The following is a 25,033-nucleotide window of genomic DNA, read 5'->3' on the forward strand; positions in this document are numbered from 1 at the left end:
GCCAATCCAGTTTTGTTTATTATCTGCGTAATTATTACTTTAGATTTCAATTATGGCAGTAAATATCCCCGAAGTATTAGCGAACCTTGAAGCCAACTGTGGCGTATTTGCAGTGTGGATGGTACTTCAGCATCATGCAGTGCAAATTGATGTGACCGAGTTGATCAAAGTTTGTCGACATGATGAAGGAGGGACCTATACGATTGCTTTAGCCGTCGCTTTAAACAAACTCGGATTTGAAGTTTCATTTCATTCAGATGAAGACCCTAATATTAGCCAAAGCGAACGCATGAGCTATAAAGAAGCAAAGGTATTAAAAATTCCAACTGGACCAGCGCTCAGCTATCAAGATATTCAAACTGCAATTGAAAATGGAAAAATGGTGATTGTCTATTACGATACTTTAGCAGGTATCGGAAATCAGTCACTTATCTATTCTATTGACTCAAATGAAATCTGCTTTTTTGATAGTTTTGAGCCGATGTCGGCAACAGTTTTTGAAATGCAGCGTCAAGTAGAAGGGATTTGTCGTCAGGCTATCGTGATTGATGACCGTAATTTTCAGGCATATCCGACCAAATTGAATTAGATTAAAAAAGAGCCAGTAGCGTGCTGGCTCATATTGAAGTTATTGTTGTTGATATTCTTGAATCACTTCTAAAGCAGCACGAAAAGCTTCTTGTGTAGCAGGCGCACCGCAATATGGCAGACTATGCAATAAAGTTTCTTGAATCTCTTCAACTGTACAGCCATTGTTGAGCGCACCACGAACATGACCTTTGAGTTCAGTAGGTGATTTGAGTGCCGTGAGCATTGCCAAAGTAATTAATGAACGATATTTACGTGGTAGCACACCTTCACGCTGCCAAGTCGATCCCCATGCATGTTCATTAATCCAGTCTTGTAAAGGCTGGGTAAAGGATACGGTGTTTTCTTGGGCACGTTTTACAAAAGCTTCTCCCATCACTTCTGTGCGTATTTTTAATCCATTTTCGTAATCTTGCTTAGACATTAATTTCTCCTAAAAATAAAAGCGTCGATTGACGCTTTTATGGCTGTTTATTAATTAATGCGAATCAAGTGTGATTGCAATAGTGAATTAGTGGAGGCATCAGTCACTAAATTTGATGAGGGTTCGACAAAGGAAGATCCTTATTTAAATCTTCATCAAATACATCTGTAAGCATGCTATCAAATCGAATTGCGTTGTATTGCAATAATTGTTGAGCTTCACTTTCAGAAATAAAGCCTTCTTTTATTGCTTGTTCAATATTTTCTTCAAAAGTAAGCCCTTTAAATTTGCCTTTAGATTCAGCTTTTTTAAACTTATCCCAAAGCGGCTCAAGTGTTCGCAGAATTTGGAAAGCATGCTCTAAACGGCCAGTTACATCATCGGCTTTGGTTGAATAAAATACGTGATGCTTAAGCTGTTCTCTGAAAGGATGCTCTTGCATCATAAGTTCAGCGACTTGTTGTTTTAACTCATCATCTGGTTTTGAAATGACACGACCAAAAGGGAAACAGATCCATTTCACAAACGTTGCTGGAAGTTTGGCTGGGAAGTTTTCAAATAATCCCCAAAATGCTTCTTGAATATTCAAGAACGCTTTTTGTAGCGCTAATTTAGCGTGAAGTTGTTCAGCTTCAGTTTTTTGTCCAGCTTCATAAAATTTTAAAATCGCAGTAGAAATAAACAGGTGCGCGTGAATATCTGCCAAACGGCCTGATAACATCTCTTTGCGTTTTAAGTCTCCTGCAAGTAAGCCAAGTGACATATCCGAAACAAGCGCGAAGTTGGCACTAAAACGGTTAATCGTCTTATAGTAACTTGCGGTGAATTGATCTGCTGACTGAGGTGCATCGCTTGAGCCACCTGTCCAACCGTAAGCAAATGATCTAGCACCACGGTTAAAGGTATAGGCTAAATGTTTAAATAATAAATCATCGAATTTTTTGACTGAGTTATTTTTGTCTTCAGACTGAAGGAGTTGCAACTCTTCAAATAGATAAGGATGACAACGCATTGAGCCTTGGCCAAAAATCATCAATGAACGGGTCAAAATATTTGCGCCTTCTACCGTAATTGCAATTGGAATGGCTTGATAGGTAAGGGCAAGGAAGTTACGTGGTCCAAGTTGAATTGCACGTCCTCCCGCAATATCCATCCCATGATTGACCACTTTACGCATCGTTTCAGTTGCATAATATTTTGCCATGGCAGTCATTACAGCAGGAGTTCCACCTTGGTTTAAGCCACATGTCACTAAATAACGGAATGCTTCAAGCATATAGGCATCGCTGGCAATTTCACTGGTCGCTTCTTGTACACCTTCAAATTTACCGACAGAAATATTGAACTGTTGACGAATTTTCGCAAAAGCACCAACGGTTAAATAGCTCATTTCACCTGCTGCTGTTGCTAAAGCTGGAAGGGAAATACCACGGCCCACACCTAAGCATTCCATGAGCATACGCCAGCCTTTACCGGCATTTTCTTGACCACCAATAATCCAATCAATAGGAATAAAAACATCTTCTCCTTCTACTGTTCCATTCATAAATGGAGAGCCAGGATAATGACGTGCTCCTATTTTTACACCTGCATGACTGGCAGGAATTAAGGCACAGGTAATACCGTACTCTATTTTATTTTTATCGCCGAGTAAGCCTTCTGGGTCATAAAGTTTAAATGCTAAGCCAACAACGGTGGCAATTGGAGCAAGCGTAATCCAGCGTTTAGAGAAATTCATGCGCAGCCCAAGAACCTGAGCACCTTCATACTCACCGTAGCAAACAACGCCTGAATCTGGAATGGCACCAGCATCTGAACCCGCTTCTGGACTGGTTAAACCAAAGCATGGAATCTCTTCACCTTTTGCAAGGCCCGGTAAATATTGTTGCTTTTGAGCATCGGTACCGTAATGCATGAGTAGCTCACCCGGCCCCAACGAGTTTGGAACCATACAACTCACAGCAGTGGTGAGTGAGCGTGAAGCAATTTTGCTCATAATACGGCTTTGGGCAAATGAGCTAAATTCTTTACCACCAAAAGATTTTGGAATAATGAGACCTAAAAAACCTTTGTCTTTAATAAATTGCCAAACCTCTGGTGGAAGATCTTTTAAGTGATGATGAATTTCCCACTCATCTAGCATGCTGCAAAGTAGCTCAACTTCATTGTCGATAAAACTTTGTTCTTCTGCTGACAACGTTGGGTAGGGATATTTCTCAAATTGCGACCAATCAGGTGCCCCCATAAATAATTCTTTTTCCCACCAACTGGTACCTGCCTCTAAAGCCTCTTGTTCAGTTGTACTGATGCTTGGCATTGAGTTTGCTAATGTTTTATATGCCGGTTTAGTAATCAAATTAAAGCGTAATGGTGCAAATAAAATAATGATACTAAGGGCAATGAGGGGGATACCTAAAATGAGAGCCCATGGCGTTAATATGAGTGCTGTAAATATAGCGATAGCAATCGTAATTACACTACCAATGATTCGATTCAGGTTAAAAAAGAAAATTGCCCATATTGCAAAAAGCTGAATGACAATGCTTAAAACAAAGAGTAGGAAAATCATATTTGCTCCTTGCTAGATAAGCCCTCAAGTTAGAAGTTACAAAAAAAAGCGAGGAGAGATTTAAGGCTTAACTAGCTAATTTTAATGCTGTTTAAATTTAATTTTTTATGTCGCAATTGATGTATATGCTAGAGCAGGGATATATCGTACTTTTAGGTATAAGATATTTTTAAGTGAAAGTGTAATGGCTTGTTTTATCGATTTGTCAAGAAATGTTATTGATTTTCTTATACAAATAAAAAGCCCTCTGAACTAGAGGGCTTTCATTGATTTGAATTTTTAAGCTTCGACAACTTGAACGGCAATTTTTTTAGCTGGATCTACTTTACGACGAACTTCTGGTACTGGTTCACCGTGGTATTGACGATCAGCAAAGTAACTTGAACGAACCATTGGTGCAGACCAAATATTTCTAAAGCCAAGTTTACGGCCATGCTCTGCATAACGTTCGAACTCTTCTGGCGTTACAAAGCGGTCAATTGGTGCATGCTGTTTAGAAGGCTGTAAATATTGACCAATAGTTACATAGTCAACATCGTGAGCACGTAAGTCATCAAGTAATGCAATAACTTCTTCTTCAGTTTCACCGATACCGACCATCAAACCACATTTCGTTGGAATGTCTGGACAATATTCTTTAAACATTTTTAATAAGTTTAAAGAATGTTGATAGTCTGAACCTGGGCGCATCGCTTTATATAGACGTGGCACAGTTTCAATGTTGTGGTTAAATACGTCTGGCGGACATTCAGTCATAATGCGTAAAGCAATGTCCATACGTCCGCGGAAATCTGGTACTAAAATCTCAAGTAATGTATTTGGACTAAGTGCGCGAGCTTCTTTGATACAGTCCACAAAGTGTTGTGCACCGCCGTCAAGCAAGTCGTCACGGTCAACCGAAGTAATGACTGCATACTTGAGTTTAAGATTAGCAATTGTCTCTGCCATGTGACGAGGTTCATCAGCATCGAGTGCATTTGGACGGCCATGTGCTACATCACAGAAAGGGCAACGACGTGTACAAATATCACCCATAATCATGAATGTTGCTGTACCACCACCAAAACATTCAGGTAGGTTAGGACAAGCAGCTTCTTCACAAACGGTATGGAGTTTTTGAGCACGTAAAGTCGTTTTAATACGCTGAACTTCTTCTGGTGCCGTCATCTTGACACGAATCCAGTCAGGTTTACGCGGCACTTCAACCGTAGGTACAACTTTTACAGGAATTCTTGCGACTTTTTCTGCGCCACGAAGTTTTACACCCTGTTCAGGTTTACGGTGTTCTGACATATTTAACTTTTCCACTCGTTTATAGAGACATTGACATTGTATTATAGCGAACTTCTGCAGTTAATAGCGGAAAATAACTATTCATATAATAAATGTGGTTATTCAGAAATATAGGGTTGAGAAATACATAAATTCACCGCATATTACCCATAATTTATTATAAAATATGGTCATTCAAGTGAGGAAGGAGCTTTCAATGCCACGTAAAAAAGAGGTCGTTAGTGGGAATTTCGTTAAGTACGATGCGGTAGTTCTCGGTTCTGGACCTGCAGGTGAAGGCGCGGCAATGAAGCTTGCAAAAGCGGGTAAGCGTGTTGCAATTGTAGATGTGCGTGATCAACTTGGTGGTAACTGTGCACACGTAGGTACCATTCCAAGTAAAGCATTGCGTCAAACGGTTTCTAGTATTATTCGCTATCAGCGTGATCCAATGTTTCAAAAAGTAGGTGAATGGAAACAGTTCACCATGAAACAGGTATTGCGTAATGCGCACAAAGTAATTCAACAACAGGTTGATACGCATACACGTTTTTACGACCGCAACAAAATCGGTGTATTCCACGGCCGTGCATATATTCAAGATAAAAATACAGTTTTAGTTTTTAGCCATGAAGGTATTAAAGAAACGATTATTTGTAAGCAAATCGTGATTGCAACAGGTAGCCGTCCTTATCATCCGCAAGGTCTAGATTTTGATCATCCTCGCGTATTTGATTCGGATAAAATCCTTGATCTTGATTACTCAATTCAAAAAATTATTATTTACGGCGCAGGCGTTATTGGCTGTGAATATGCCTCAATCTTTATTGGTCTAGATCATAAAGTTGACTTGATTAATACTCAGCAAAAACTCTTAAGCTATTTAGATGATGAAATTGCTGATGCCCTGTCTTATCACTTACGTGAACAAGGCGTATTGATTCGTCACAATGAACAAATGGATCATCTTGAAACGTTTGATGACCATGTGGTTCTGCATTTACAAAGTGGTAAAAAGATTAAAGCTGATGCGATCCTTTGGTGTAATGGTCGTTCAGGAAACACAGAAGGTTTAGGTCTTGAGAATGTTGGCTTAGTTCCAAACAACCGCGGCCAACTTTCAGTAAATGATCAGTACCAAACTGAAGTTGAAAACATCTATGCTGCTGGTGACGTGATTGGCTGGCCTTCACTTGCTTCTGCTGCTTATGACCAAGGGCGCTGTGCGGGCGCAAACATGAGTGGTGAAGATGCGAAGCCAGTACGTGATATCCCAACGGGTATCTACACCATCCCGGAAATCTCATCAATTGGTAAGAATGAACAGGAATTAACGGAAGAGAAAATTCCGTATGAAGTGGGTCAAGCTTCTTTCCGTCATTTGGCTCGTGCACAAATTACCGGCGATACCGTAGGTGAGTTAAAAATTCTTTTCCATCGCGACACTATGGAAATTTTGGGTATTCACTGTTTTGGTAATAACGCTGCCGAAATTATCCACATTGGGCAAGCAGTTATGCACAGCCCAAATAATACATTGAAATATTTCGTTGAAACGACATTTAACTATCCAACCATGGCGGAAGCATACCGTGTAGCTGCACTTAATGGTATGAACCGTTTATTTTGATTTTAAATAATTTTTCCATAAAAAAGCCCGCAAATTTGCGGGCTTTTTTATTTTTATTAGACCATAGGTTTCTTATATTTTTATGACAATGCAAAGCTTTAGTCTGATTGTTGATATCTCTAGTGAGCACAAAATGCTTGATTAAAATACTCAAATAAATCAGGTGTCTGCATCCATAAAATAAGTGAACAGACCAAAAGAGTAATGACGAGAAAAATCATAATTGTTTTCAAAAGTAAGGCATTATGCGTCATGAATAACAGCCTCCTCATTTACAAAGAAGTGTACGATTACACCTAATATACTCAATGCAATAGAACATAGCCAAATCGCATTGTAATTACCTGTTAAGTCGTGATTAACACCGCCAAGCCAACCGCCAAAGAAAGAGCCGACTTGATGAGTGAAGAACACAATACCACTTAGCATTGAAAGGTATTTAACACCAAACATATTTGCCACAATGCCGTTTGTGAGTGGAACTGTAGAAAGCCATAAAAGGCCCATAATCACTCCAAAAGCATATACCGTATATGTGCTTAAAGGTAATAGTAAAAAAGCAATAATTGCGATGCCGCGGCTACCATAAAGTGCCATTAATAACTTAGGCTTCGAGAAGCGATCTCCTAACCAGCCTGCGCCGTAAGTCCCCACAATATTAAATAGTCCAACTAGTGCCAGAAACACGGTACCTGTAGCTGCATCAAAGCCATGGTCGATTAAATAACCGGGTAAATGTACACCTAAGAATACAACTTGAAATCCACAAACTAAAAAGCCTAATGCTAACCACCAGAAGGGTTTGTGTTTTTGGGCAATATTCAATACTTGTTTAAATGTGAGCTGAGGTTGTGTAATTGCTTTTGGTGTTTGAGTACTAGGACCTTTTAACATCCACGCTAGTGGAATAATAAGGGCAATTAATAGCGCACTGACCATTAGGGCTGCTGACCATCCAACATTTTTAAGTAAGAGAAGGGTTGAGGGCAGCATAATAAACTGACCAAAAGAACCTGCTGCACTGGCAATCCCCATTGCCATACTCCTTTTTTCAGGTGGAGCAGCTCGGCCTACTGCACTCAGTAAAACTGTAAAAGAAGTTGCTGATAAAGCTAAACCAATAATAAGACCTAGGCTCAAATTCAAAATGAGTACACTTGAACTAAAAGCCATGAGTAGTAAGCCGAGGGAATAAAATAGCCCACCAACAGCAACCACAATTTTACTGCCGTATTTATCTGCGATTGCCCCAGTAAAAGGTTGAACTGCGCCCCAGATTAAATTTTGCATAGCGATTGCAAGACTAAAAACATGCTGCCCCCAACCGAACTCATGGCTCATTGGTACGAGGTAAAGGCCGAAACCATGACGAACACCTAATGAAAGTGCCAGAATAATTGCACTGCCAATCAACATATAGATGAGGGACTGAGAAAATTGGTTGCCAGTTTTAGTCATGATTAATGGAAAATTATAATAATGATGATTTATTGTAGAAGATATATCGAACAATATCGATATGGTTGGGATGATATTTAAGAAGAATTAAAAAGTTTTTAAGGGTCGTATTTTATGAGAAGACAATTAAAGAAGCAGACATCATTTTGATCTCTGCTTCTTATAAAAATTACGCGGCGGAATTACGTTCAAGTAATGCTTGTTCAAAAAGCACTTGTTCTTTTTCTTTATGTTCGGTGGTAAAGCGAATCAAAATGACGCTACAGCCTGCGACCATGACTAGGCCACCTAAAATAAATAGGCAAGTTTGAACATCAAGCAAGCCTTTAAGTAAGAAACCAGCAGCTACAGCACCTACATTGCCACCAGCCCCAATAATGCCAGCAACACCACCTAATGCATTACGGTCAATGAATGGTACGAGAGCATAGGTCGCGCCACAAGCCATGTGAGTAAAGAGGGCAAAAATTGTCATAGAAATAATTGCAAGAGCAACCATATTCATTTGAGAAAAAAGAATTAAGAATAAACCTTCGCTCAAGATCATGAGTACCAGTACTTTAGTGCGGCCATCTAAACCTTTTTTGAGAGCAATTTTATCAGAAATAATACCGCCAAGCGCACGAGCGAATAATGCTAAAAGACCAAATATTCCGGCAGTTAAACCCGCAGTTTTTAAATCCATTTTGAATTGATCAACATAGTACATTGCTGCAACGTTATGGATAAAAATTTCGATTCCGAAGCATGCCCCGTAAGCTACAAATAAAATCCAGACGCGGTAGTTGCGAGCAGCTTGCATTAAAATTGCCATGCCACCTTTTTTGCCACTGCCAACTTCAATGCCTTGTGCGCGGACTTCTTTAAAATTTCCTTGCGGGCAATCTTGAGTGAGTTTCCAGTAAAGAATACCAACAATGACCATCATTATGCCCGGTACGACTAACGCAACACGCCAGCCCATAGTTTGCTCGACGCCAAACATGATAATTGCACCGAGTAATAAAGGCATAAGCGCTTGGGTTGCACCGCCACCAGCATTTCCCCAACCAGCTGCTGCCGCATTTGCTGTCCCTACTACGTTAGGGGCAAACATGACACTGGTGTGATATTGAGTAATGACAAAGCTTGCACCAATTGCACCAATCAGCAAGCGGAAGAATAAAAAGGATTCATAACTGTTGGCTGCGGCTACTCCAAATACTGGAATACTTCCTAATAGCAATAGGGTGGTGTAAGTGATGCGGGGTCCATATTTATCACATAGGGGACCGACAGCGAGTCTTACTAAAATCGTAATCGCAACGGCAGCAATATTAATATTGGCAATTTGATCTTTGGTTAAGCCGAACTCACCTTTAATCACTGGCATTAATGGAGCACATGCAAACCATGCGAAGAAGCACACAAAGAATGCGAGCCATGTCATATGGAAGGCACGCATTGCTGGAGTAGAAAAACTGAATAATTTAATCTCAGTTGCTTTTTTTGCATCTAGATTGATATTTGAAGACATACGCCGTCCCCCTGAACTGAACGAAATGTTAATTTGCTTGGCAATTTATTGCCTACTGCATACCGATCAGAGCGGACATCATTGGCCGTCTTGGTTTATTCATTGAGTCATCGTTGACTCATCTTGCTATGAATAAAGCAAAGCTTGTGCCAAAAAATTATTTTTACTAAAAGGAAAACCTTAGTTTTTAATTTTATTCATTTAGTTATTAAAATTAAAAACTATTAGGGTAGGGAATTTTAAAGAAAGAAGATGATAAAAGTGAAGAAAGAGAGATTTGATAAACCTATTTTTAAAAAGTGCTCATTTTTTTAGCACTTTGTTTTAAAAAGAGGCAGTGTGTAGAGAGAAAGAAAGCTATAACAACGTTCCTCCGTTCTTATAGCTTTACGTGACACAAAAGTTAGAAACGGTAACCGATACCTGCATAACCTAAAATTGGATTAATTTCGATATCTGCTTTTGCATTAATTAATTCACCATACTTAGCATCATTGACTGTAATCGTTGTATCTGTTTTTAAATGAGCATAAGAAACAGACCCGACCGCATACCATTTATCATTGAAGTCATAGGTGAAACCTAAAGTTGCTACAGGCGCAATTGCATCGGATGCTTCAAGTTCTACTTTAGGATCTCCTGAGCTAGTTTTTCTTTCTAAGGCAGCACCTGATTTACCATCTTTAATATTGACAATCATGTGCCCGGCACTGACCAAATCTTTCTCAATTTCAGGATTCATTTCTAACTCACTGAAATAGGCATACATCACACCTAATCCGACATAAGGTCTAAACTTATTTACGCCAGTTTTGCCAAAATGGTACTGTAGTTCAAATGCAGGTGTCCAAGCTCGAGCCGATGCCGCACTTCCATGTGCTTCAAGATCGGTAATAAAAATATTATTTTCAAGCTCCATCGACCCGAGGATTCCACCAGCAGGTTTTGCAGTAGCAGAAAAGGGAGCATATATTTTCCCTTTACCTTGTAAATCAACTTTAGGGGGAATTCCTGCTTTTACTTCTAGTGAAACATTATCTGTAAAAAAGTAATTTGACATGAGACCGAGAGTAGTCACATCATCTGCTTCTAAACCTGTATTTTCAGCTTCCCATTGGCTTAAACCGCGGATTTCTGCTGTCCCACTTAACCATGCAGGAATAGTATCTGTACCTAAACCAATAACATCAATGAGCTGTTCAAGAACGACATTACTATTATCGTCTGAAATATTGTCTTGAATAGTTTTTACTTTAATATCTCCGACCTTAGACTGCTCATTCTCTTTAACAGAAGTATTAATTCTAAATGGTTGAGCATTACCTGTCGGTTTGACATATAACGGACCAGCAGAGATAGAAAAACGTTTGAAGCCATCGCCATCTTTTAAACTAAAATATGGAGAAGCGGCGCAAGTGACTGTTGGCAGAGCAAAAAAAGCAGCTGTCATACAAAATAATGACTTTTTCATCATAAAAGGACTCCATGTCCGGCATTTGTTTACTGATTTTTATTGAGCCCACCATAGCGTGTTTTATTAAAATGATTGTGTATTTAAAATTAACAATTGTAATTTTTTTGAAATATTTGTTTATATTTGGAAATATTTATTAATAAAAAGTACATAATAAATAATAAAAGGCTACACAAGGCAGCCTTTTATTTAAGGTTGTTAAACTATTTAGTTAAAGCGAGATAGATCTTCCTCAGGACGAGCAGTTAGAACTTCAATACCTGTTTGAGTGACTAAAATAGTATGTTCATATTGAGCTGAAAGTTTATGATCTTTCGTTACAACCGTCCATTTGTCACCCAATAATTTGGTTTGCCAAACACCCGCATTTACCATAGGTTCAATCGTAAAAGTCATACCAGCTTCTAAACGCATACCTGTACCAGCTTGACCATAATGGAGGACTTGAGGTTCATCATGGAAAACAGTCCCAATACCGTGGCCACAATATTCACGTACTACGCTAAAACGTTCTGATTCAACATACTTCTGGATTGCATGGCCGATATCACCTAAATATGAACCATCTCTGACAGTTGCCATTCCACGATACATCGCTTCTTGAGCAACCTTACATAGACGGTTTGCTAAAATAGAAGTTTCACCACCAACGACATACATCATGTTGGTATCGCCGTGATAACCGTCTTTAATGACAGTTACGTCAATATTAAGAATGTCACCATTTTTTAAAATTTTATTTTCAGAGGGAATACCATGGCATACAACATGGTTAACCGAAGTACAAATAGAGTGCTGAAAAGCCGGGCGGCCAGGAGCTCCACCATAGCCGACACATGCAGGAATAGCATGCTGCACATTTTCAATGTGATTGCGACAAATGGTATCAAGTTCAAGTGTACTTACACCTGCCTTAATATGGGGCTTGATCATCTCTAGAACTTCAGCCGCCAGTCGTCCTGCAATGCGCATTTTTTCAATTTCATCTGGAGTTTTGATTAATCGACGTGGAGCTGTATAAGTACTGTTCATGATCTCTAAAAACTTTTGGTAATTTACAAGTGTCTATGGTATAAATAGCCGCCCATTTTATCAAATGCTTTTCGTGAATATCTTTTACGAACAATTTTGATAGATGGAGTAAAAAATCCGCACATATATCGTCACATTACTCTGGGTGCCTGTAAAAGGGTGGAGAATGCGGATATATGGAGGCCTAACCCAACTTTTAAGGTAAAGAAAATGGCAGATTACAACGTAAGCATGCGCGACCTTCTTCAAGCAGGTGCGCACTTTGGTCACCAAACTCGTTTCTGGAACCCAAAAATGCGTCAATACATTTTTGGCGCGCGCAACAAAATTCACATCATCAACCTTGAGCACACTGTTCCTGCGTTAAATGATGCTTTGAACTTCGCTAACCAATTAGCAAGCAAAAAGAACAAAGTTTTGTTCGTTGGTACAAAACGTGCTGCTTCTAACATCATCCGTGAACAAGCTCAACGCGCTGGTCAACCATACGTAGATCACCGTTGGTTAGGTGGTATGTTGACGAACTGGAAAACACTTCGCCAATCTATCAACCGTTTAAAAGATCTTCAAACTCAATCTCAAGATGGTACTTTTGCTAAGCTTACTAAACGTGAAGCTTTAGAGCGTGCTCGTGAGATGGAAAAACTTGAGCGCTCTTTAGGCGGCGTTAAAAACATGGGTGGTTTACCTGACGCATTATTTGTAATCGACGTTGATCACGAAGCGATTGCAATCAAAGAAGCGAAGAACTTAGGTATTCCTGTTATCGGTATCGTTGATACAAACTCTAACCCAGACAACGTTGATTACGTTATTCCTGGTAACGACGATGCGATCCGTGCAGTAACTCTATATGCTTCAGCTATGGCTGACGCAATTCTTGCTGGTAAAGAATACGCTCAATCTCAAGCGAACGCTCAAGCAAAAGGCGATGACGCTGCGAAAGACGCTTCTGAGGCTTAATGCGTTTTGACGCAGGCTTGTCATTTTTGCGACATGTAATGGTGGCAAATTAAGCGTCGAGAGTGCAAACGGCCCAGAGATTCTTTGGGCCGTTTTTGTTGAAAAGATTTATTTTCTACCGATTTTAGGAGATCAACATGACTGCAATTACTGCAAGCATGGTAAAAGAATTACGTGACCGTACTGGTCTTGCAATGATGGAATGCAAAAAAGCATTAACAGAAGCGAACGGTGACATCGAGCTTGCTATTGATAACCTTCGTAAATCTGGTCAAGCTAAAGCTGCTAAAAAAGCTGGTAACATTGCTGCTGACGGTGCAATCACAATCGTTCAAGAAGGCAACAAAGCAATTTTAGTTGAAGTTAACTGTCAAACTGACTTCGTTGCTAAAGATGAAAACTTCTCTAACTTCTCAAAAGCTGTTGCTACAGCTGCTTTAGCTGCTGGTGAAACTGATGCTGCTAAAATCGCTGAATTAAAATTAGCAGACGGTCAATCAGTTGAAGAAGCTCGTATTGCGCTTGTTCAAAAAATCGGTGAAAACATCCAAGTTCGTCGTGCGAAAATCGTTGAAGGCGAAAACTTGGCTATCTACAAACACGGTTTAAAAATCGGTGTTGTAGTTTCTTATACTGGTGATGCTGATACTGGTAAAGGTATTGCAATGCACGTTGCTGCATTCAACCCAGTAGCTGTAAATGCTGAAGCTGTTCCTGCTGACCTTATCGCTAAAGAAAAAGAAATTGCTGAAGCGAAAGCGTTAGAATCTGGTAAGCCTGCTAACATCGTTGAGAAAATGGTAACTGGTTCAGTTGATAAATACTTGAACGAAGTTGCTCTTGATCGTCAAATGTACGTAATCGACAACGACAAAAAAGTTGCTGATGTATTAAAAGCAACTGGTACTACTGTTGCTGAATTCGTACGTTTCGAAGTTGGTGAAGGTATTGAGAAGAAAGCAGAACTTAGCTTCGCTGAAGAAGTTGCTGCTGCTCAAGCTGCTGCGAAGTAATTCGTATCACAATAAAAAAAGCCCCAATGGGGCTTTTTTTATCTTAGTTAAAATAAGGGTATACAATGACAAATAAAAAAAATCTTAGTATTGGTGGTATCATTATTTTATTGATTGCTGCGTATTTTGGTCTAGATTTATCTGGACATAAGCAAAGCCAATCGCCTTCATCAACTATACCCACAGCTCAGAATAATAAAACTACATTTTCAAATAATTGGGTGGACACTATAAAAACTGCTTACGAGCAGCGACAAAGTAATGTTCAAGTAGGGGGAAAGGGTCGAGTTAAAGCAATTTTAAGAGATGATAATGATGGGTCGAGACATCAGAAATTCATTCTAGTATTAAACAATGGCCTTTCAATTTTGGTCGCTCATAACATCGATTTGGCACCTAAAATTTCCAATCTAAATAAAGGTGATATCGTAGAGTTTTACGGCGAATATGAATACAACCCAAAAGGTGGGGTATTACATTGGACTCATCATGATCCACAAGGTCGTCATGAAAGTGGTTGGCTTAAACATGATGGACAAATCTACCAATAAAACTCCAGTGAATGTCTGATTAGATTATTTTCATAGAGCAATTTTGTTCTATTCAGTTTATTAAAACATGCTATGGTTTTTTTATTGAATAGATGAGACGTATTTATGCAGCGGGAGCAAGCCGATTATCTGCATGTGCGAGAGTTGGGCGGTTTAGAGTTATTAAAAGCACATTATCACCAAACACAATTTTCAAAGCATACTCATGAAGGATATTGTATTGGTGTAATTGAAGAAGGGGCACAGTCTTTTTTTCGGACGGGACAGCTACATGTAGCCCCTAAAGGCGATATTATTTTAGTTAATGCAGATGAGATTCATACTGGCTCCTCTGCTGTCGAATCGGGTTGGCGCTATCGAGCAATTTATCCTACACCGGAAATGTTGGCAGAAGTTAGCCAAGATTTTTTTGAAAATCCGCATGGAGCTCCATGGTTTCCACAAGCTGTGATTCACGATCTAGGTTTGGCTCAACAGCTTTGTTTACTATTTGATTTATTAGAACAAAAAGATAATTTTCTACTCAAAGAAACAATGTATTTATCGACATTAGCTTGTTTAATGAAACGACATGGTAAATCAAATCATACTTTTTGTGAGCTGCCAGAGGCGTATTCAAAAATATTAAGAGTTAAAGAATTGCTGGTAGAAATGCCTGAAACGAACTTTTCTTTACAAGATTTGGCGGACATGGTCGGCTTGAGCGCTTGGCATTTCTTAAGACAATTTAAAAAATATGTAGGCTTACCACCTCATGCGTGGCTGGTTCAAGCGCGCTTGCAAAAAGCGAGACAGTTATTAAAACAGGGGGATCAAATTGTGATGGTGGCACAACAATGTGGTTTTTCTGATCAAAGCCATTTTAACCGTCACTTTAAAAAAGCAATGGGCGTTACACCTACTCAATATGTGGCAAGTTTAAACATATAAATAAACTGGTACTCAAGCAATTTTATCCAATATAAGTCAGCACTCATCAAGCAAGTTATGGAGGTGTTTCTTATATTGGATTTTATATATGAATTTTCAGCTTAATCAGACGGTTGAGTTTTCAAAAAATAAGCCATCCTATTTGTTTTTACGCGGTGCAGTGGATATTTTGCCCTTGTCAATTTCTATTATTCCGTGGGCAATTTTGGCGGGGTCTATGGCAATTCATGCGGGACTATCTTTTTCTAAAGCACTGGCAATGTCTGGACTTGTCTTTGCTGGAGCTGCTCAGTTAGTTAGTTTAAGCATGTCTATGGAAGGGGCATCTGTTTTTACAATTTATTTAACTATTTTCTTTTTAACTGCTCAGCATTTTATTTATGCATTAACTTTCAGAAATGATATTTCTATTTTGTCCCTCCCAAAACGGTTAAGTTTAGGTTTTTTATTAACAGATGAATTGTTTGCTGTGAGCGCTCCCTTGGAAAAAAGAAGATCGGAATATCTGCTCGGAGCCGGACTGTCTTTTTATTTATTTTGGGTGGTATTTAGCTTGGCGGGCATATTGCTCGCAACAGTGATACCTAATCTTTTAAATTATCATTTAGATTTTTCGATCGTTGCTATTTTTATTGCCATGATTGTGCCGTTATGTAAAGGATATCCTGTTGTGGCGGGTGTATTAACCACTTGTTTAAGCGGATTTTTATTTAAACTTTATCAAATTGAGGGGGCGATTTTACTTTCAGGATTAATAGGGATGTTAATTGCTGTATTAACTGAAAAAATAGGGATGGGGGAATAGTATGTCTTGGTTTATGATTTTAGGCTTGGCAGCAATTGTCTTTTTTAATCGCTATTACTTTTTAGAGCCGAAAGTAAAAATTAAAATGCCGCTTATGATGAATAAGATGCTTCATTATTCCGCACCTTGTTTGTTAACTGCAATCTGCATTCCAGTTATTTTTTTCGATGGTGATCATTTTAGAGGTATGATAAATAATCCTTATATTTATGCAGCAATCTTTTGTATTGTGATCGCTATTTATCTAAAAAAAGTACTTTTAAGTGTGATAGCAAGTTTGGGATTCTTTTATTTTATAAATTTTCTAATAAATTACTAAGATATAAAAAAGCTGAATCGAGAGGATTCAGCTCTAATTTAACAATTAGGAAATAGCATGTTTTTGTCTAGTTTTCCATTTGGGTAAGATTTTTCCGAGATAAGCATCCATACACCAAACTGGTCCAATCAGTAGGAATTGTAAATCTTTAAAGAATGATGGCTTTTTGCCTTCTACTTTGTGTCCGTAAAACTGTCCAACCCAAGCAATCACAAAAATAGCGATATAAAACCCGACTCCTACAGGCAGGGTGTAAATGAGCCATGCCATAACAACAAGTAAAGCAGCCATCGCAACAGCAAGTACAAGATCTAAACGTGCATAAAATACTAAGGTCAGCACAAGTAATAGCGCAGTAAGTAAGGTGCTGAAATGCGCAATAATTCCAATAATAGAAAATAAAATGGCAGGAACGCAAAGCCAGTGAATTTGTTTGTTTGTTGGATTTTGATGACTTTCACTATATTCATCAAACCATTCAGTAATGGATTTCATGAGTAGCACACTCCTTGTTTTAAATTTGATTTATTTTTTCTGAGTGTATTTTAGCCTGTTCTTGAAGATATCGACAAGAAACTCACACTATTCAACTATGGAAAATTGGTAATAAACGCTTAGGAAAGCACAATGGAAAAAATAAGGTCACGGTAATTGAAAAAGTGATCAATTTGACCTCAAGAGAGGTGCAATATTTCATAATATTTTTTCTATGTTGCTAGATGATGAAATTATCAAAAAAAGTGCCATTTTGAGATAGTCGGGAAAATTGTGTGAAAAAGCTCTACTCATCTACTCTAAAAACGCCGTAAATAGCCTTTGTTTTAGAAAAATGGTACTAGGGTAGCCAAAATTTTATAAAGTTGCTCTAAGCGCAATTTAGGCGTTAAATTGAGTTGGACTAAATTAATGTGTTTTTTTGATTAATAAGTATTCAAATTTGGGGTGAATTAGGGGCAAAAAAGAAGTCACTTCAATTCTAGGTGGGAAATTATATTTGATAGTTTAAAATATAAAAAAGCCGCAGAAAATATGCGGCTTTTTACATGAACTCGAGAGGCTATAACTTATGAAGTTGGGCCATCAACACGCTCAATATTTACTTTTGCAGTTCCGGCATTGGTAATACCAAGACGTTTAGCTGCACCGTAAGATAGGTCAAGTACACGATTACCATGGAAAGGACCACGGTCATTTACTTTTACAACCACACTTTTACCATTGTCTTTATTCGTTACTCGAATATAACAGTTCAATGGTAGGCTACGGTGAGCAGCAGTTAGAGCATTCATGTCGAATGTTTCACCACTTGCAGTTTTACGACCATGGAATTGGCGGCCATACCAAGACGCCATACCAGTTTGGCTAAACTTACGAACAGTATTTGAAGCTACTGTGTTAAGTTTTTCAATCACTGAAGGCTCATCTTCAGGGATTTCAATTTTTGCTGCGATCGCTTGACGACGGATTTGATCGCCAGAACGTTCAGTGATTGAAAGACTGTTAATGTTAGAAAAACGAGAATTAAAGTTTTGAGTATCTTTACTCAACACACGTGCTGCTAGATTAGGACCATCTACATCACTGTTTAATGATGATGACTGCACCATTTCAGCGTGCAGTGGGGCCATGCTTAAACTAGCCGTCAGTGCAAGAATGTATTTCAGCGATAACTGCATTTGTATAAACTCCTGAGAACATGTACTTTTTTCTTTCAGCCATTGACTGAAATTTAAAGTGAACATGCCTTATTATTCACTTTTGCAATTGCTATATTGGGGTGGATAATATTCATCGCTTACGGAGAGTGTCTAGTCTTTAACGAGAAATCGTTACAAAAAGGGCAAAAACTTACAGTTTTAGGTTAAAAAATAATCAATAGTGTAACAATTTATTTAAAATGTATGTATTGTGAGCTATTTAACAAAAATATTTATTGACTTTTGGTATGGATGTAAAAAAGCTAGCCTATCGGCTAGCCACTTCAGTGCCTAATAACCACACAGCGGTAGCGTACATGCGGCTCTTATTATAAGTCGTAATCACTTGAAAATTCGGGTAAGTTAAATAGTAAATTGGACCGTTATAGTCTTGTAATTGAATTACATTCACCATATCCAGATCATCAATTTTAACTAAAGGATTTAATGGTGCGATACCCAGTGTCTTTAGTGCGCCATAGGGGAAAGGTTGAGTTAAATCTTTCGCAATAATACTTTCCGGATTTGATCCTGTGTAACGTGCAATAAACCCGATAGGCTGATCGCGTTGCCAACCTTGTTTTGCTAAATAGTTAGCGATTGAACCGATGGCATCTTCTGCTGAGTTTCTTAAGTCGATATGGCCATTACCGTCATAATCCACACCATATTTACTAATATTACTTGGCATAAATTGCGGATAGCCAATCGCACCTGCATATGAGCCAACAATACTTCTAGTTGGATAACCTTCTTTATATGTCCATGCAATCAGAGCAGCTAACTCATCACCAAAATATTCAGCGCGGCGAGGGTAGCCAAAAGCAAGGGTAGCTAAGGCATCACGTGTAATAAAAGAACCTTTATTTGCACCATAACCTGTCTCAACGCCCAAAATACCTAAAATGACAGCTTGAGATACGCCATATTGCTGTTCAGCGCGATTTAAAGCATCTGCATATTGGTTTTTAAAACGCACGCCGCGTTGAATTGTGCCTTCTACCAAGAACATGGAACGGTAATCATACCAAGGCTTACTTTCACCTGGACGAGTCATAATATTTAGAATATTTGGTAAATTTTTTGCGCCACTCATGGCTGCATCGACTTGGTCGCTACTTAAGCCATAAGCATTCATCGTTTTTTGTTTAAAGTTTAAATAATCAGGATGTGTGGCAAAATCGTTAGCCTGAGCAAAATGGCTGGTACTGATTAAGCCAGTACACAAAGCAAGCATTTTTAAAGTTTTATTTAAGTGTTGAGACAACATATCGTTTTAAAATTCCAGATTATCGATGTGTATGAATGGACATGACTAAACCAAAGGTGGCCATTAAAGTAATAATAGCTGTTCCGCCATAACTCATAAAAGGTAAAGGAACACCTACTACAGGTAAAATACCACTGACCATTCCCGCATTTACAAATACATAAACAAAAAAAGACAAACCAAAGGCGCCGGCAACTAAACGTCCATAGTTATGGAAGCTTTGTAAACCGATCTGGAATGTTCTAAAAATAATAGCAAAATAAAGAGTTACTAAAATAAGTACACCGATTAGACCAAATTCTTCGGAATACGCAGCAATAATAAAGTCAGTATGTCCTTCGGGTAAAAAGTGTAAATGTGATTGAGTACCTTCAAGGAAACCTTTACCTGAAAAACCGCCAGAGCCAATTGCAGTTTTAGATTGAATAATATTCCAACCTGTACCGAGTGCATCTGCTTCTGGATTAAGTAAAGTTAACACCCTTTGACGCTGATAGTCGTGCAAAAGAAACTCCCATGCAATGGGAATTATGACCGCTGCACAAGCGGCAGCTGCACCAATCATCCGCCATGATAGTCCACTTAAAAATAAGACAAATATGCCGCTTGCCAAGACTAAAAGCGATGTCCCTAAATCTGGTTGTTCTGCAATCAGTAAAAAAGGAATACCAATTAACATTAATGATAAAACAACTTGTGAAAAGCTAGGGGGAAGAGGTTTTCTTGCTAAGAACCACGCAATCATCATTGGCATGCCGATTTTCATGAATTCACTGGGTTGAACACTTCCGAAACCAGGAATATCAATCCAGCGCTGAGCACCCATTCGGACTTCACCAAACACCATGACTGCCACAAGTGAAAATAGACCAAACAAATAAAAATAGGGTGAAAAAGCTTGATAGACCTTAGGTGGAATTTGGGCTAGGCCAACCATCACTAGGAAACCAATACCAAAACTCATGGCTTGTTTACTGACTAACCCTACATCTTGTGCTGAAGCACTATATAGTACAGTTAAACCTAACAGAGCATTTAAGAGCAAAAATAGGCATAACCACGGGTCAATATGGAGTTGTTGCCACTTTGATGGTTGCATAGCTGTGCTAAGACCATCTCGAGGAGCTTGGCGTAAAAATTTATATTGTGGACTCGGAGACATGCGGCGTTAACTAGGTCAATCAGTGCTTGGCGCATGCTAACATAAACCTGATTAATGGCAATGTATATCAATATTTTGCAATAAAAAAACCTAGCTCTCGCTAGGTTTCCGATAGGCTATTTTTTATTAGTTAAAGAATAGGCCATCATGATATTCAGCCATCGCTTTTAGTTCAGTACGATTTAAGCTAGGGATGAGCTTATCAATTGCAATATGAACTGCTTTTGTTACAGCCGCAGCACCAATATCAGCCGCTTTACGCTTGATCATGCCGAGGTCTAATGTTTTGTTAAAATCAGACATAAAATGCTTGATCATAGCATCGCCGAATTGTTTATATAGTTCAGCTAATGCAGCTTTATTAATATCGTTGCCAGCTTCAAGCTCAGTGAAGTTATGCTTAAGGTTAGTGACTAAACTAGGATCTAAAGTTACACCTACTTTATATTGACCTTGTGGGTCTTTAAATAAGCTTTTTTCAGAGAACTCTACAGACTGTTTAACAACATCGTTTGGTGCTTTGCTTAACAATTGTTTTAAAAGAACTGCAACTGTTGATTTGACATAGCCTGCTAGTTTTTCGGCAGTATCGCGTTTTTCACTTGCAGGGAAATGCTGAACTAACTGAATTAAGACATTATCAATAATCTCTTCATTGAGTTGTAAAGCAATCTTATCGCGAAGTGGATACAAAGGTTCGCTAGAATTTTTATTCGCAATTCCAGTTTGTATATCGTTCAATAAGCCTTCAGAAGGGGTAAAACCAAAAAACGGCATGGTATATCCTCAAATTATTCGTTTTATTGTCGTGCCAATCGAATCGGTTTTGGCATCCATGAAAGATCCGATACTCGGCAAGGGTTAATATCAAGTCCGCCGCGACGAGTATAAGTTGCATAAACCATCAGCTTTTCAGGCTGCAAATTTTGCCAAATATCAGCAAAGATTTGCTCAACACATTGTTCGTGAAAACCGTTATGCTGACGGTACGAGATAATATAAGCTAAAATACTACGATAACAAGGTTTTTTGCCCTTAAAACGGATAAAAACTGTACCCCAATCCGGTTGTCCCGTGACTGGGCAGTTACTTCTCAAAAGATGAGAATACAGTTCAATTTCCACTTCTTCGTTAGACTCATCTTGTTTTAAAAGAGTCGCATCTGGATGTTGCTCTAAACGCTCTGGGTTTAGCTCATCAATACAAATACCTTGAGGCTTAGAAATCTCTAAATCATCTACCTGAAATAGGGTTAACTCAACTTTAGCGCCTGCCGCAGCCGATAAGTCTTTTTCAACTGTTTCAATGAATGATTCTTTAGAATCAAACTGAGTAAAGTTAAGACTATTGAAGTAAAGTTTTAATGACTTTGATTCAATCAAATTTGGTGAAGAAGCTGGCAGCGTAATTCTGCCAATAGCAACTTGCGGGATGGCATGAGCGTTTAACCATGAAATTTCAAAAACATGCCACCAATCTTTACCTTGTGTAATACCTTCAATGTGCGAGTAAGCTTCACGAGACTGGGCACGAGCAATTGGAAATAAAACATCAGGTTGATAGTTAGTTGGATATTGAGTTTCTTTACCCAATAAAGACTGTTCGACACTCATTCACGCATTCCTGAACCACGAGCAAGTAAATAGTAAGCAATTCCGTAAAGTACAACACAGCATAATGTCACAATGATTAAAGAGAACGTAACGTTCACGTCGCTATGACCTAAAATACCGAAACGGAAAGCATTGACCATGTACACAATAGGATTAATTAAAGAAAGTTTTTGCCAAAAAGGACCAAGTGCACTAATGGCATAGAACACACCACCTAAATAGGTTAAAGGTGTAAGGACAAATGTTGGAATAATAGAAATATCATCAAATGATTTCGCATAAACTGCATTAATAAAACCACCTAATGAGAAAAGAACCGAGGTAATTAAGACTGTATATATAGTCACGAACCAGTTGTGTATAAAAAGGTCGGTGAAGAATAAGCTCATTGCAGTCACAATTGTTCCGACCAATACACCACGGCAAATCCCACCAATCACATAACCCCATAAAATAATATGGAGTGGCACGGGGCTCATAATCAGCTCTTCAATGCTTTTTTGGAATTTCACACTAAAGAAACTTGAAGATACGTTCGCATAACTATTAGTAATAACCGCCATCATGATTAGGCCGGGCACAATAAACTGCATATAGCTCACACCGCCCATTTGTCCAATGCGCGAACCAACCAAATTACCAAAAATGACAAAGTACAAACTCATTGTAATCGCAGGTGGTAATAAAGTTTGTGGCCAAATACGTAGAAAACGGCGTACTTCTTTACGAACTAGAGTCCAGAGGGCAATTTGCAGTTGGTTAAAATTCATTTTGCCTCTCCTTCAAGATTTTTCTCGACCATTTTGACGAATAGCTCTTCTAGACGGTTCGATTTGTTTCGCATACTACGAACACGAATACCTTGTGATTCTAAAAGCTGGAATAAGTCATTTAATGTATGGGCCTTATCCATTGTCACTTCTAAAGTGCTGCTATCAATTAAGTTGAACTTCACACCAATGATGTTTAATTGAAGTGGGGCAATGGGTTCTGCCAAATCAAAAATAAAAGACTCTTCACTCAGCTGGTTTAAGAAACTTTTCATGCTGGTGTCTTCTTTAATGACACCACGGTCAATGATGGCAATTTGACGACACAACATTTCTGCTTCTTCGAGATAATGTGTAGTCAAAATAATAGAAGTACCACTTTCGTTCATTTCGGTGAGAAAATCCCACATAGAGCGGCGCAATTCAATATCTACACCCGCGGTAGGCTCATCTAGAATAAGTAGTTTAGGCTCATGCATCATGGCGCGCGCAATCATGAGGCGGCGCTTCATACCACCCGATAGCATGCGTGCTTGTATATTACGTTTTTCCCAGAGACCTAGCTTTTCTAAATAATGTTCGGCGCGTTTTTCTGCAATCTTTTTATGAATGCCGTAATAACCCGCTTGGGTGACTAAAATATCGAACGCTTTTTCGAACTGTCCAAAGTTAAATTCTTGAGGGACGACGCCAAGCTGCTGTTTTGCCAAGGATGGATGAGTGTCGAGATTATGCCCAAAAATCTCAACTGTCCCTTCGGTTTTTTTCGTGAGGGAACTGATAATACCAATGGTTGTTGATTTGCCGGCACCATTTGGGCCTAACAACGCATAAAATTCACCTTCAGGCACAGTGAGGTTAATACCTTTTAACGCCTGAAAACCATTACGATATGTTTTGGACAAATCTCTTAAAACCAAAGCATCAGTCATGAAATTCTCACATTATGAAAGAGGGGTATATTTTGAGCGATAATGATTAATAAACCAAGTAAAATAGTCGGAATTTTATAAAATTGAGATAAATTTATGAAGTTATTATATATAAATTGGCGCGCTCGGCGGGGATCGAACCCACGACCCCAGGCTTCGGAAACCTGTACTCTATCCAACTGAGCTACGAGCGCACGTGTGTGGGCCACATCATAGGAAAAAAACACCAATAGGTAAAGCACGAAATAGGTAACAAGTGAGTTTAATGCTTAATTAAACAGCAGCTTGTTGTTTTTTTAGATGCGCTGTTGGATAAGTTGAATTGAATAATTAATAGAATGAAGAGTATGGGCTAGCTCATGAGGTGGAATACGTGAGTCCTGTAAGTGGGTAATCCATTGAATTTGGCACATTTTAAGCTCTTGAAGCGTTTTTATTTGCTCTATTTTCTGGATAAGTGGTTTTGCCATAAGTCCACAGTACTGATTTAAATTTTGCTTCATCAGTTGTTGTATTTCTTCAAAAGAAAGTTGTTGAACAGGAACTGGTGGCTGAGTATTTTCAATATTTGTAGATTGCAAAGATTGGGGAACCTGAATTTCACCAATTATATTGTCGTTTTTATGATCATCTGTAGGATTTTTCTGATGCTCTTCTACAGTAGTTATAGGGGGTTGTGGAAAAGATATTTGTTCATTTAATTCTGAATAGTTTTCGCTTGAAGGAGCAATAAGTTTTAAGTCGATAAGTTGTTGAATAAGTTCTGGAGACGCAATACGTTTTTTAAATTCACTATTTAAATTTTGAAAATCTTCATGGTCTATTAATAGTAGTAAACGTCTTTGTTTTGCATTTAAAACAATATTGCGTTGTTGAAGCGCGACTCTTCCCAAATTGGTTCGATAAAAACCAGCCATCATTTTTCCCCAAGATAAAAAATAAATCAGACTGTTCAATCTTCTCAGTTGAACAGTACTATTTTTAATAAAATATAAATGGGGTTAACGATAAAACTCAAAAATGACAATATGATGAAGAATTTATG

The 25,033-nt window shown here is 38.6% G+C and carries 24 protein-coding genes and 1 tRNA gene; 8 read left to right on the forward strand and 17 right to left on the reverse strand.

The genetic code is table 11. The features are described from left to right. The first annotated feature begins 52 nt into the window (after window positions 1–52). Complete coding sequence (locus tag SOI81_RS05195) at window positions 53–589, forward strand: cysteine peptidase family C39 domain-containing protein (RefSeq protein WP_239975077.1); 537 nt, start codon at window positions 53–55, stop codon at window positions 587–589. A 39-nt stretch (window positions 590–628) separates the two neighbouring features. On the opposite strand, the gene SOI81_RS05200 is transcribed toward SOI81_RS05195, so the two are convergent. The 3 genes from SOI81_RS05200 to lipA all read right to left on the reverse strand — a co-directional run bounded on the left by SOI81_RS05200 (window position 629) and on the right by lipA (window position 4,874). Beyond that, window positions 629–1,012, reverse strand: coding sequence for a carboxymuconolactone decarboxylase family protein (locus SOI81_RS05200; protein ID WP_239975079.1), 384 nt, complete (start codon window positions 1,010–1,012; stop codon window positions 629–631). A gap of 106 nt (window positions 1,013–1,118) precedes the next feature. Further along, window positions 1,119–3,581 (reverse strand): acyl-CoA dehydrogenase, encoded by a 2,463-nt coding sequence (locus SOI81_RS05205; protein WP_239975080.1) that lies wholly within the window; start codon window positions 3,579–3,581, stop codon window positions 1,119–1,121. Window positions 3,582–3,860: 279 nt separating this feature from the next. Continuing rightward, window positions 3,861–4,874 carry a lipoyl synthase gene (lipA, locus tag SOI81_RS05210; protein ID WP_002118167.1) on the reverse strand — a complete coding sequence of 338 codons (1,014 nt, stop codon included), beginning with the start codon at window positions 4,872–4,874 and terminating at the stop codon, window positions 3,861–3,863. Window positions 4,875–5,070: 196 nt separating this feature from the next. Here lipA and sthA point away from each other — a divergent pair, with 196 nt between their 5' ends. Further along, window positions 5,071–6,483, forward strand: a complete 1,413-nt coding sequence (gene sthA, locus SOI81_RS05215) for a Si-specific NAD(P)(+) transhydrogenase (protein WP_002118117.1) — start codon at window positions 5,071–5,073, stop codon at window positions 6,481–6,483. A gap of 243 nt (window positions 6,484–6,726) precedes the next feature. Here the strand turns inward: sthA and SOI81_RS05220 are convergent, their stop codons facing one another. The 4 genes from SOI81_RS05220 to map form a co-directional block, all read right to left on the reverse strand. Continuing rightward, entirely contained in the window at window positions 6,727–7,941 is a 1,215-nt protein-coding gene (locus tag SOI81_RS05220) for an MFS transporter (protein WP_320541335.1), read from the reverse strand. 169 nt (window positions 7,942–8,110) lie between these two features. Next, the gene (gene crnA, locus SOI81_RS05225; protein WP_239975082.1) at window positions 8,111–9,457 is read right to left on the reverse strand and encodes an MFS transporter; all 1,347 of its coding nucleotides are present in this window, start codon (window positions 9,455–9,457) and stop codon (window positions 8,111–8,113) included. Window positions 9,458–9,860: 403 nt separating this feature from the next. Beyond that, the gene (locus SOI81_RS05230; RefSeq protein WP_239975083.1) at window positions 9,861–10,931 is read right to left on the reverse strand and encodes an OmpW/AlkL family protein; all 1,071 of its coding nucleotides are present in this window, start codon (window positions 10,929–10,931) and stop codon (window positions 9,861–9,863) included. Between the two features lie 207 nt (window positions 10,932–11,138). Continuing rightward, window positions 11,139–11,963, reverse strand: coding sequence for a type I methionyl aminopeptidase (map, locus tag SOI81_RS05235; protein WP_046811653.1), 825 nt, complete (start codon window positions 11,961–11,963; stop codon window positions 11,139–11,141). A 210-nt stretch (window positions 11,964–12,173) separates the two neighbouring features. Here map and rpsB point away from each other — a divergent pair, with 210 nt between their 5' ends. The 6 genes from rpsB (at window position 12,174) to SOI81_RS05265 (ending at window position 16,544) form a co-directional block, all read left to right on the forward strand. Continuing rightward, entirely contained in the window at window positions 12,174–12,926 is a 753-nt protein-coding gene (rpsB, locus tag SOI81_RS05240; protein ID WP_002118204.1) for a 30S ribosomal protein S2, read from the forward strand. Between the two features lie 137 nt (window positions 12,927–13,063). Next, window positions 13,064–13,939, forward strand: coding sequence for a translation elongation factor Ts (gene tsf, locus SOI81_RS05245; protein WP_002118238.1), 876 nt, complete (start codon window positions 13,064–13,066; stop codon window positions 13,937–13,939). Between the two features lie 65 nt (window positions 13,940–14,004). Beyond that, window positions 14,005–14,490 (forward strand): DUF3465 domain-containing protein, encoded by a 486-nt coding sequence (locus SOI81_RS05250; protein ID WP_320541336.1) that lies wholly within the window; start codon window positions 14,005–14,007, stop codon window positions 14,488–14,490. Between the two features lie 105 nt (window positions 14,491–14,595). Continuing rightward, a complete protein-coding gene (locus tag SOI81_RS05255; protein ID WP_262444895.1) occupies window positions 14,596–15,420 on the forward strand; it encodes a helix-turn-helix transcriptional regulator in 825 nt (274 codons plus the stop codon). Between the two features lie 88 nt (window positions 15,421–15,508). Next, a complete protein-coding gene (locus SOI81_RS05260) occupies window positions 15,509–16,225 on the forward strand; it encodes an AzlC family ABC transporter permease (protein WP_320541337.1) in 717 nt (238 codons plus the stop codon). A gap of 1 nt (window position 16,226) precedes the next feature. Beyond that, on the forward strand, window positions 16,227–16,544 hold the full coding sequence (locus SOI81_RS05265; RefSeq protein ID WP_320541338.1) for an AzlD domain-containing protein: 318 nt from the start codon (window positions 16,227–16,229) through the stop codon (window positions 16,542–16,544). 45 nt (window positions 16,545–16,589) lie between these two features. Here SOI81_RS05265 and SOI81_RS05270 read toward each other — a convergent pair whose 3' ends face one another. The 10 genes from SOI81_RS05270 to SOI81_RS05315 form a co-directional block, all read right to left on the reverse strand. Next, window positions 16,590–17,039: a DUF962 domain-containing protein gene (locus tag SOI81_RS05270; RefSeq protein ID WP_224991404.1), complete on the reverse strand. Its 450-nt coding sequence runs from the start codon at window positions 17,037–17,039 to the stop codon at window positions 16,590–16,592. 569 nt (window positions 17,040–17,608) lie between these two features. Continuing rightward, complete coding sequence (locus tag SOI81_RS05275) at window positions 17,609–18,220, reverse strand: septal ring lytic transglycosylase RlpA family protein (RefSeq protein WP_130625771.1); 612 nt, start codon at window positions 18,218–18,220, stop codon at window positions 17,609–17,611. Between the two features lie 289 nt (window positions 18,221–18,509). Then, window positions 18,510–19,511 (reverse strand): lytic murein transglycosylase B, encoded by a 1,002-nt coding sequence (gene mltB / locus SOI81_RS05280; protein WP_320541339.1) that lies wholly within the window; start codon window positions 19,509–19,511, stop codon window positions 18,510–18,512. A gap of 19 nt (window positions 19,512–19,530) precedes the next feature. Continuing rightward, window positions 19,531–20,673 (reverse strand): rod shape-determining protein RodA, encoded by a 1,143-nt coding sequence (gene rodA / locus SOI81_RS05285; RefSeq protein WP_057074415.1) that lies wholly within the window; start codon window positions 20,671–20,673, stop codon window positions 19,531–19,533. Between the two features lie 126 nt (window positions 20,674–20,799). Beyond that, window positions 20,800–21,450, reverse strand: a complete 651-nt coding sequence (locus tag SOI81_RS05290) for a hypothetical protein (protein WP_016140464.1) — start codon at window positions 21,448–21,450, stop codon at window positions 20,800–20,802. 23 nt (window positions 21,451–21,473) lie between these two features. Then, window positions 21,474–22,286, reverse strand: a complete 813-nt coding sequence (gene queF, locus SOI81_RS05295; RefSeq protein WP_224991403.1) for an NADPH-dependent 7-cyano-7-deazaguanine reductase QueF — start codon at window positions 22,284–22,286, stop codon at window positions 21,474–21,476. Further along, on the reverse strand, window positions 22,283–23,056 hold the full coding sequence (yadH, locus tag SOI81_RS05300; RefSeq protein ID WP_016140466.1) for an ABC transporter permease: 774 nt from the start codon (window positions 23,054–23,056) through the stop codon (window positions 22,283–22,285). The genes queF and yadH overlap by 4 nt, the downstream gene beginning before the upstream one ends. Further along, entirely contained in the window at window positions 23,053–23,988 is a 936-nt protein-coding gene (gene yadG / locus SOI81_RS05305; protein ID WP_002118101.1) for an ABC transporter ATP-binding protein, read from the reverse strand. The genes yadH and yadG overlap by 4 nt, the downstream gene beginning before the upstream one ends. 117 nt (window positions 23,989–24,105) lie before the next feature. Beyond that, a tRNA-Arg gene (locus SOI81_RS05310) sits at window positions 24,106–24,182 on the reverse strand. Between the two features lie 102 nt (window positions 24,183–24,284). Continuing rightward, window positions 24,285–24,908, reverse strand: a complete 624-nt coding sequence (locus SOI81_RS05315; protein ID WP_320541340.1) for a hypothetical protein — start codon at window positions 24,906–24,908, stop codon at window positions 24,285–24,287. Window positions 24,909–25,033 lie beyond the last annotated feature (125 nt).

The sequence above is a fragment of the Acinetobacter pittii genome, from assembly GCF_034067285.1.
In the GTDB taxonomy this organism is placed as follows: Bacteria; Pseudomonadota; Gammaproteobacteria; order Pseudomonadales; family Moraxellaceae; genus Acinetobacter; species Acinetobacter pittii_E.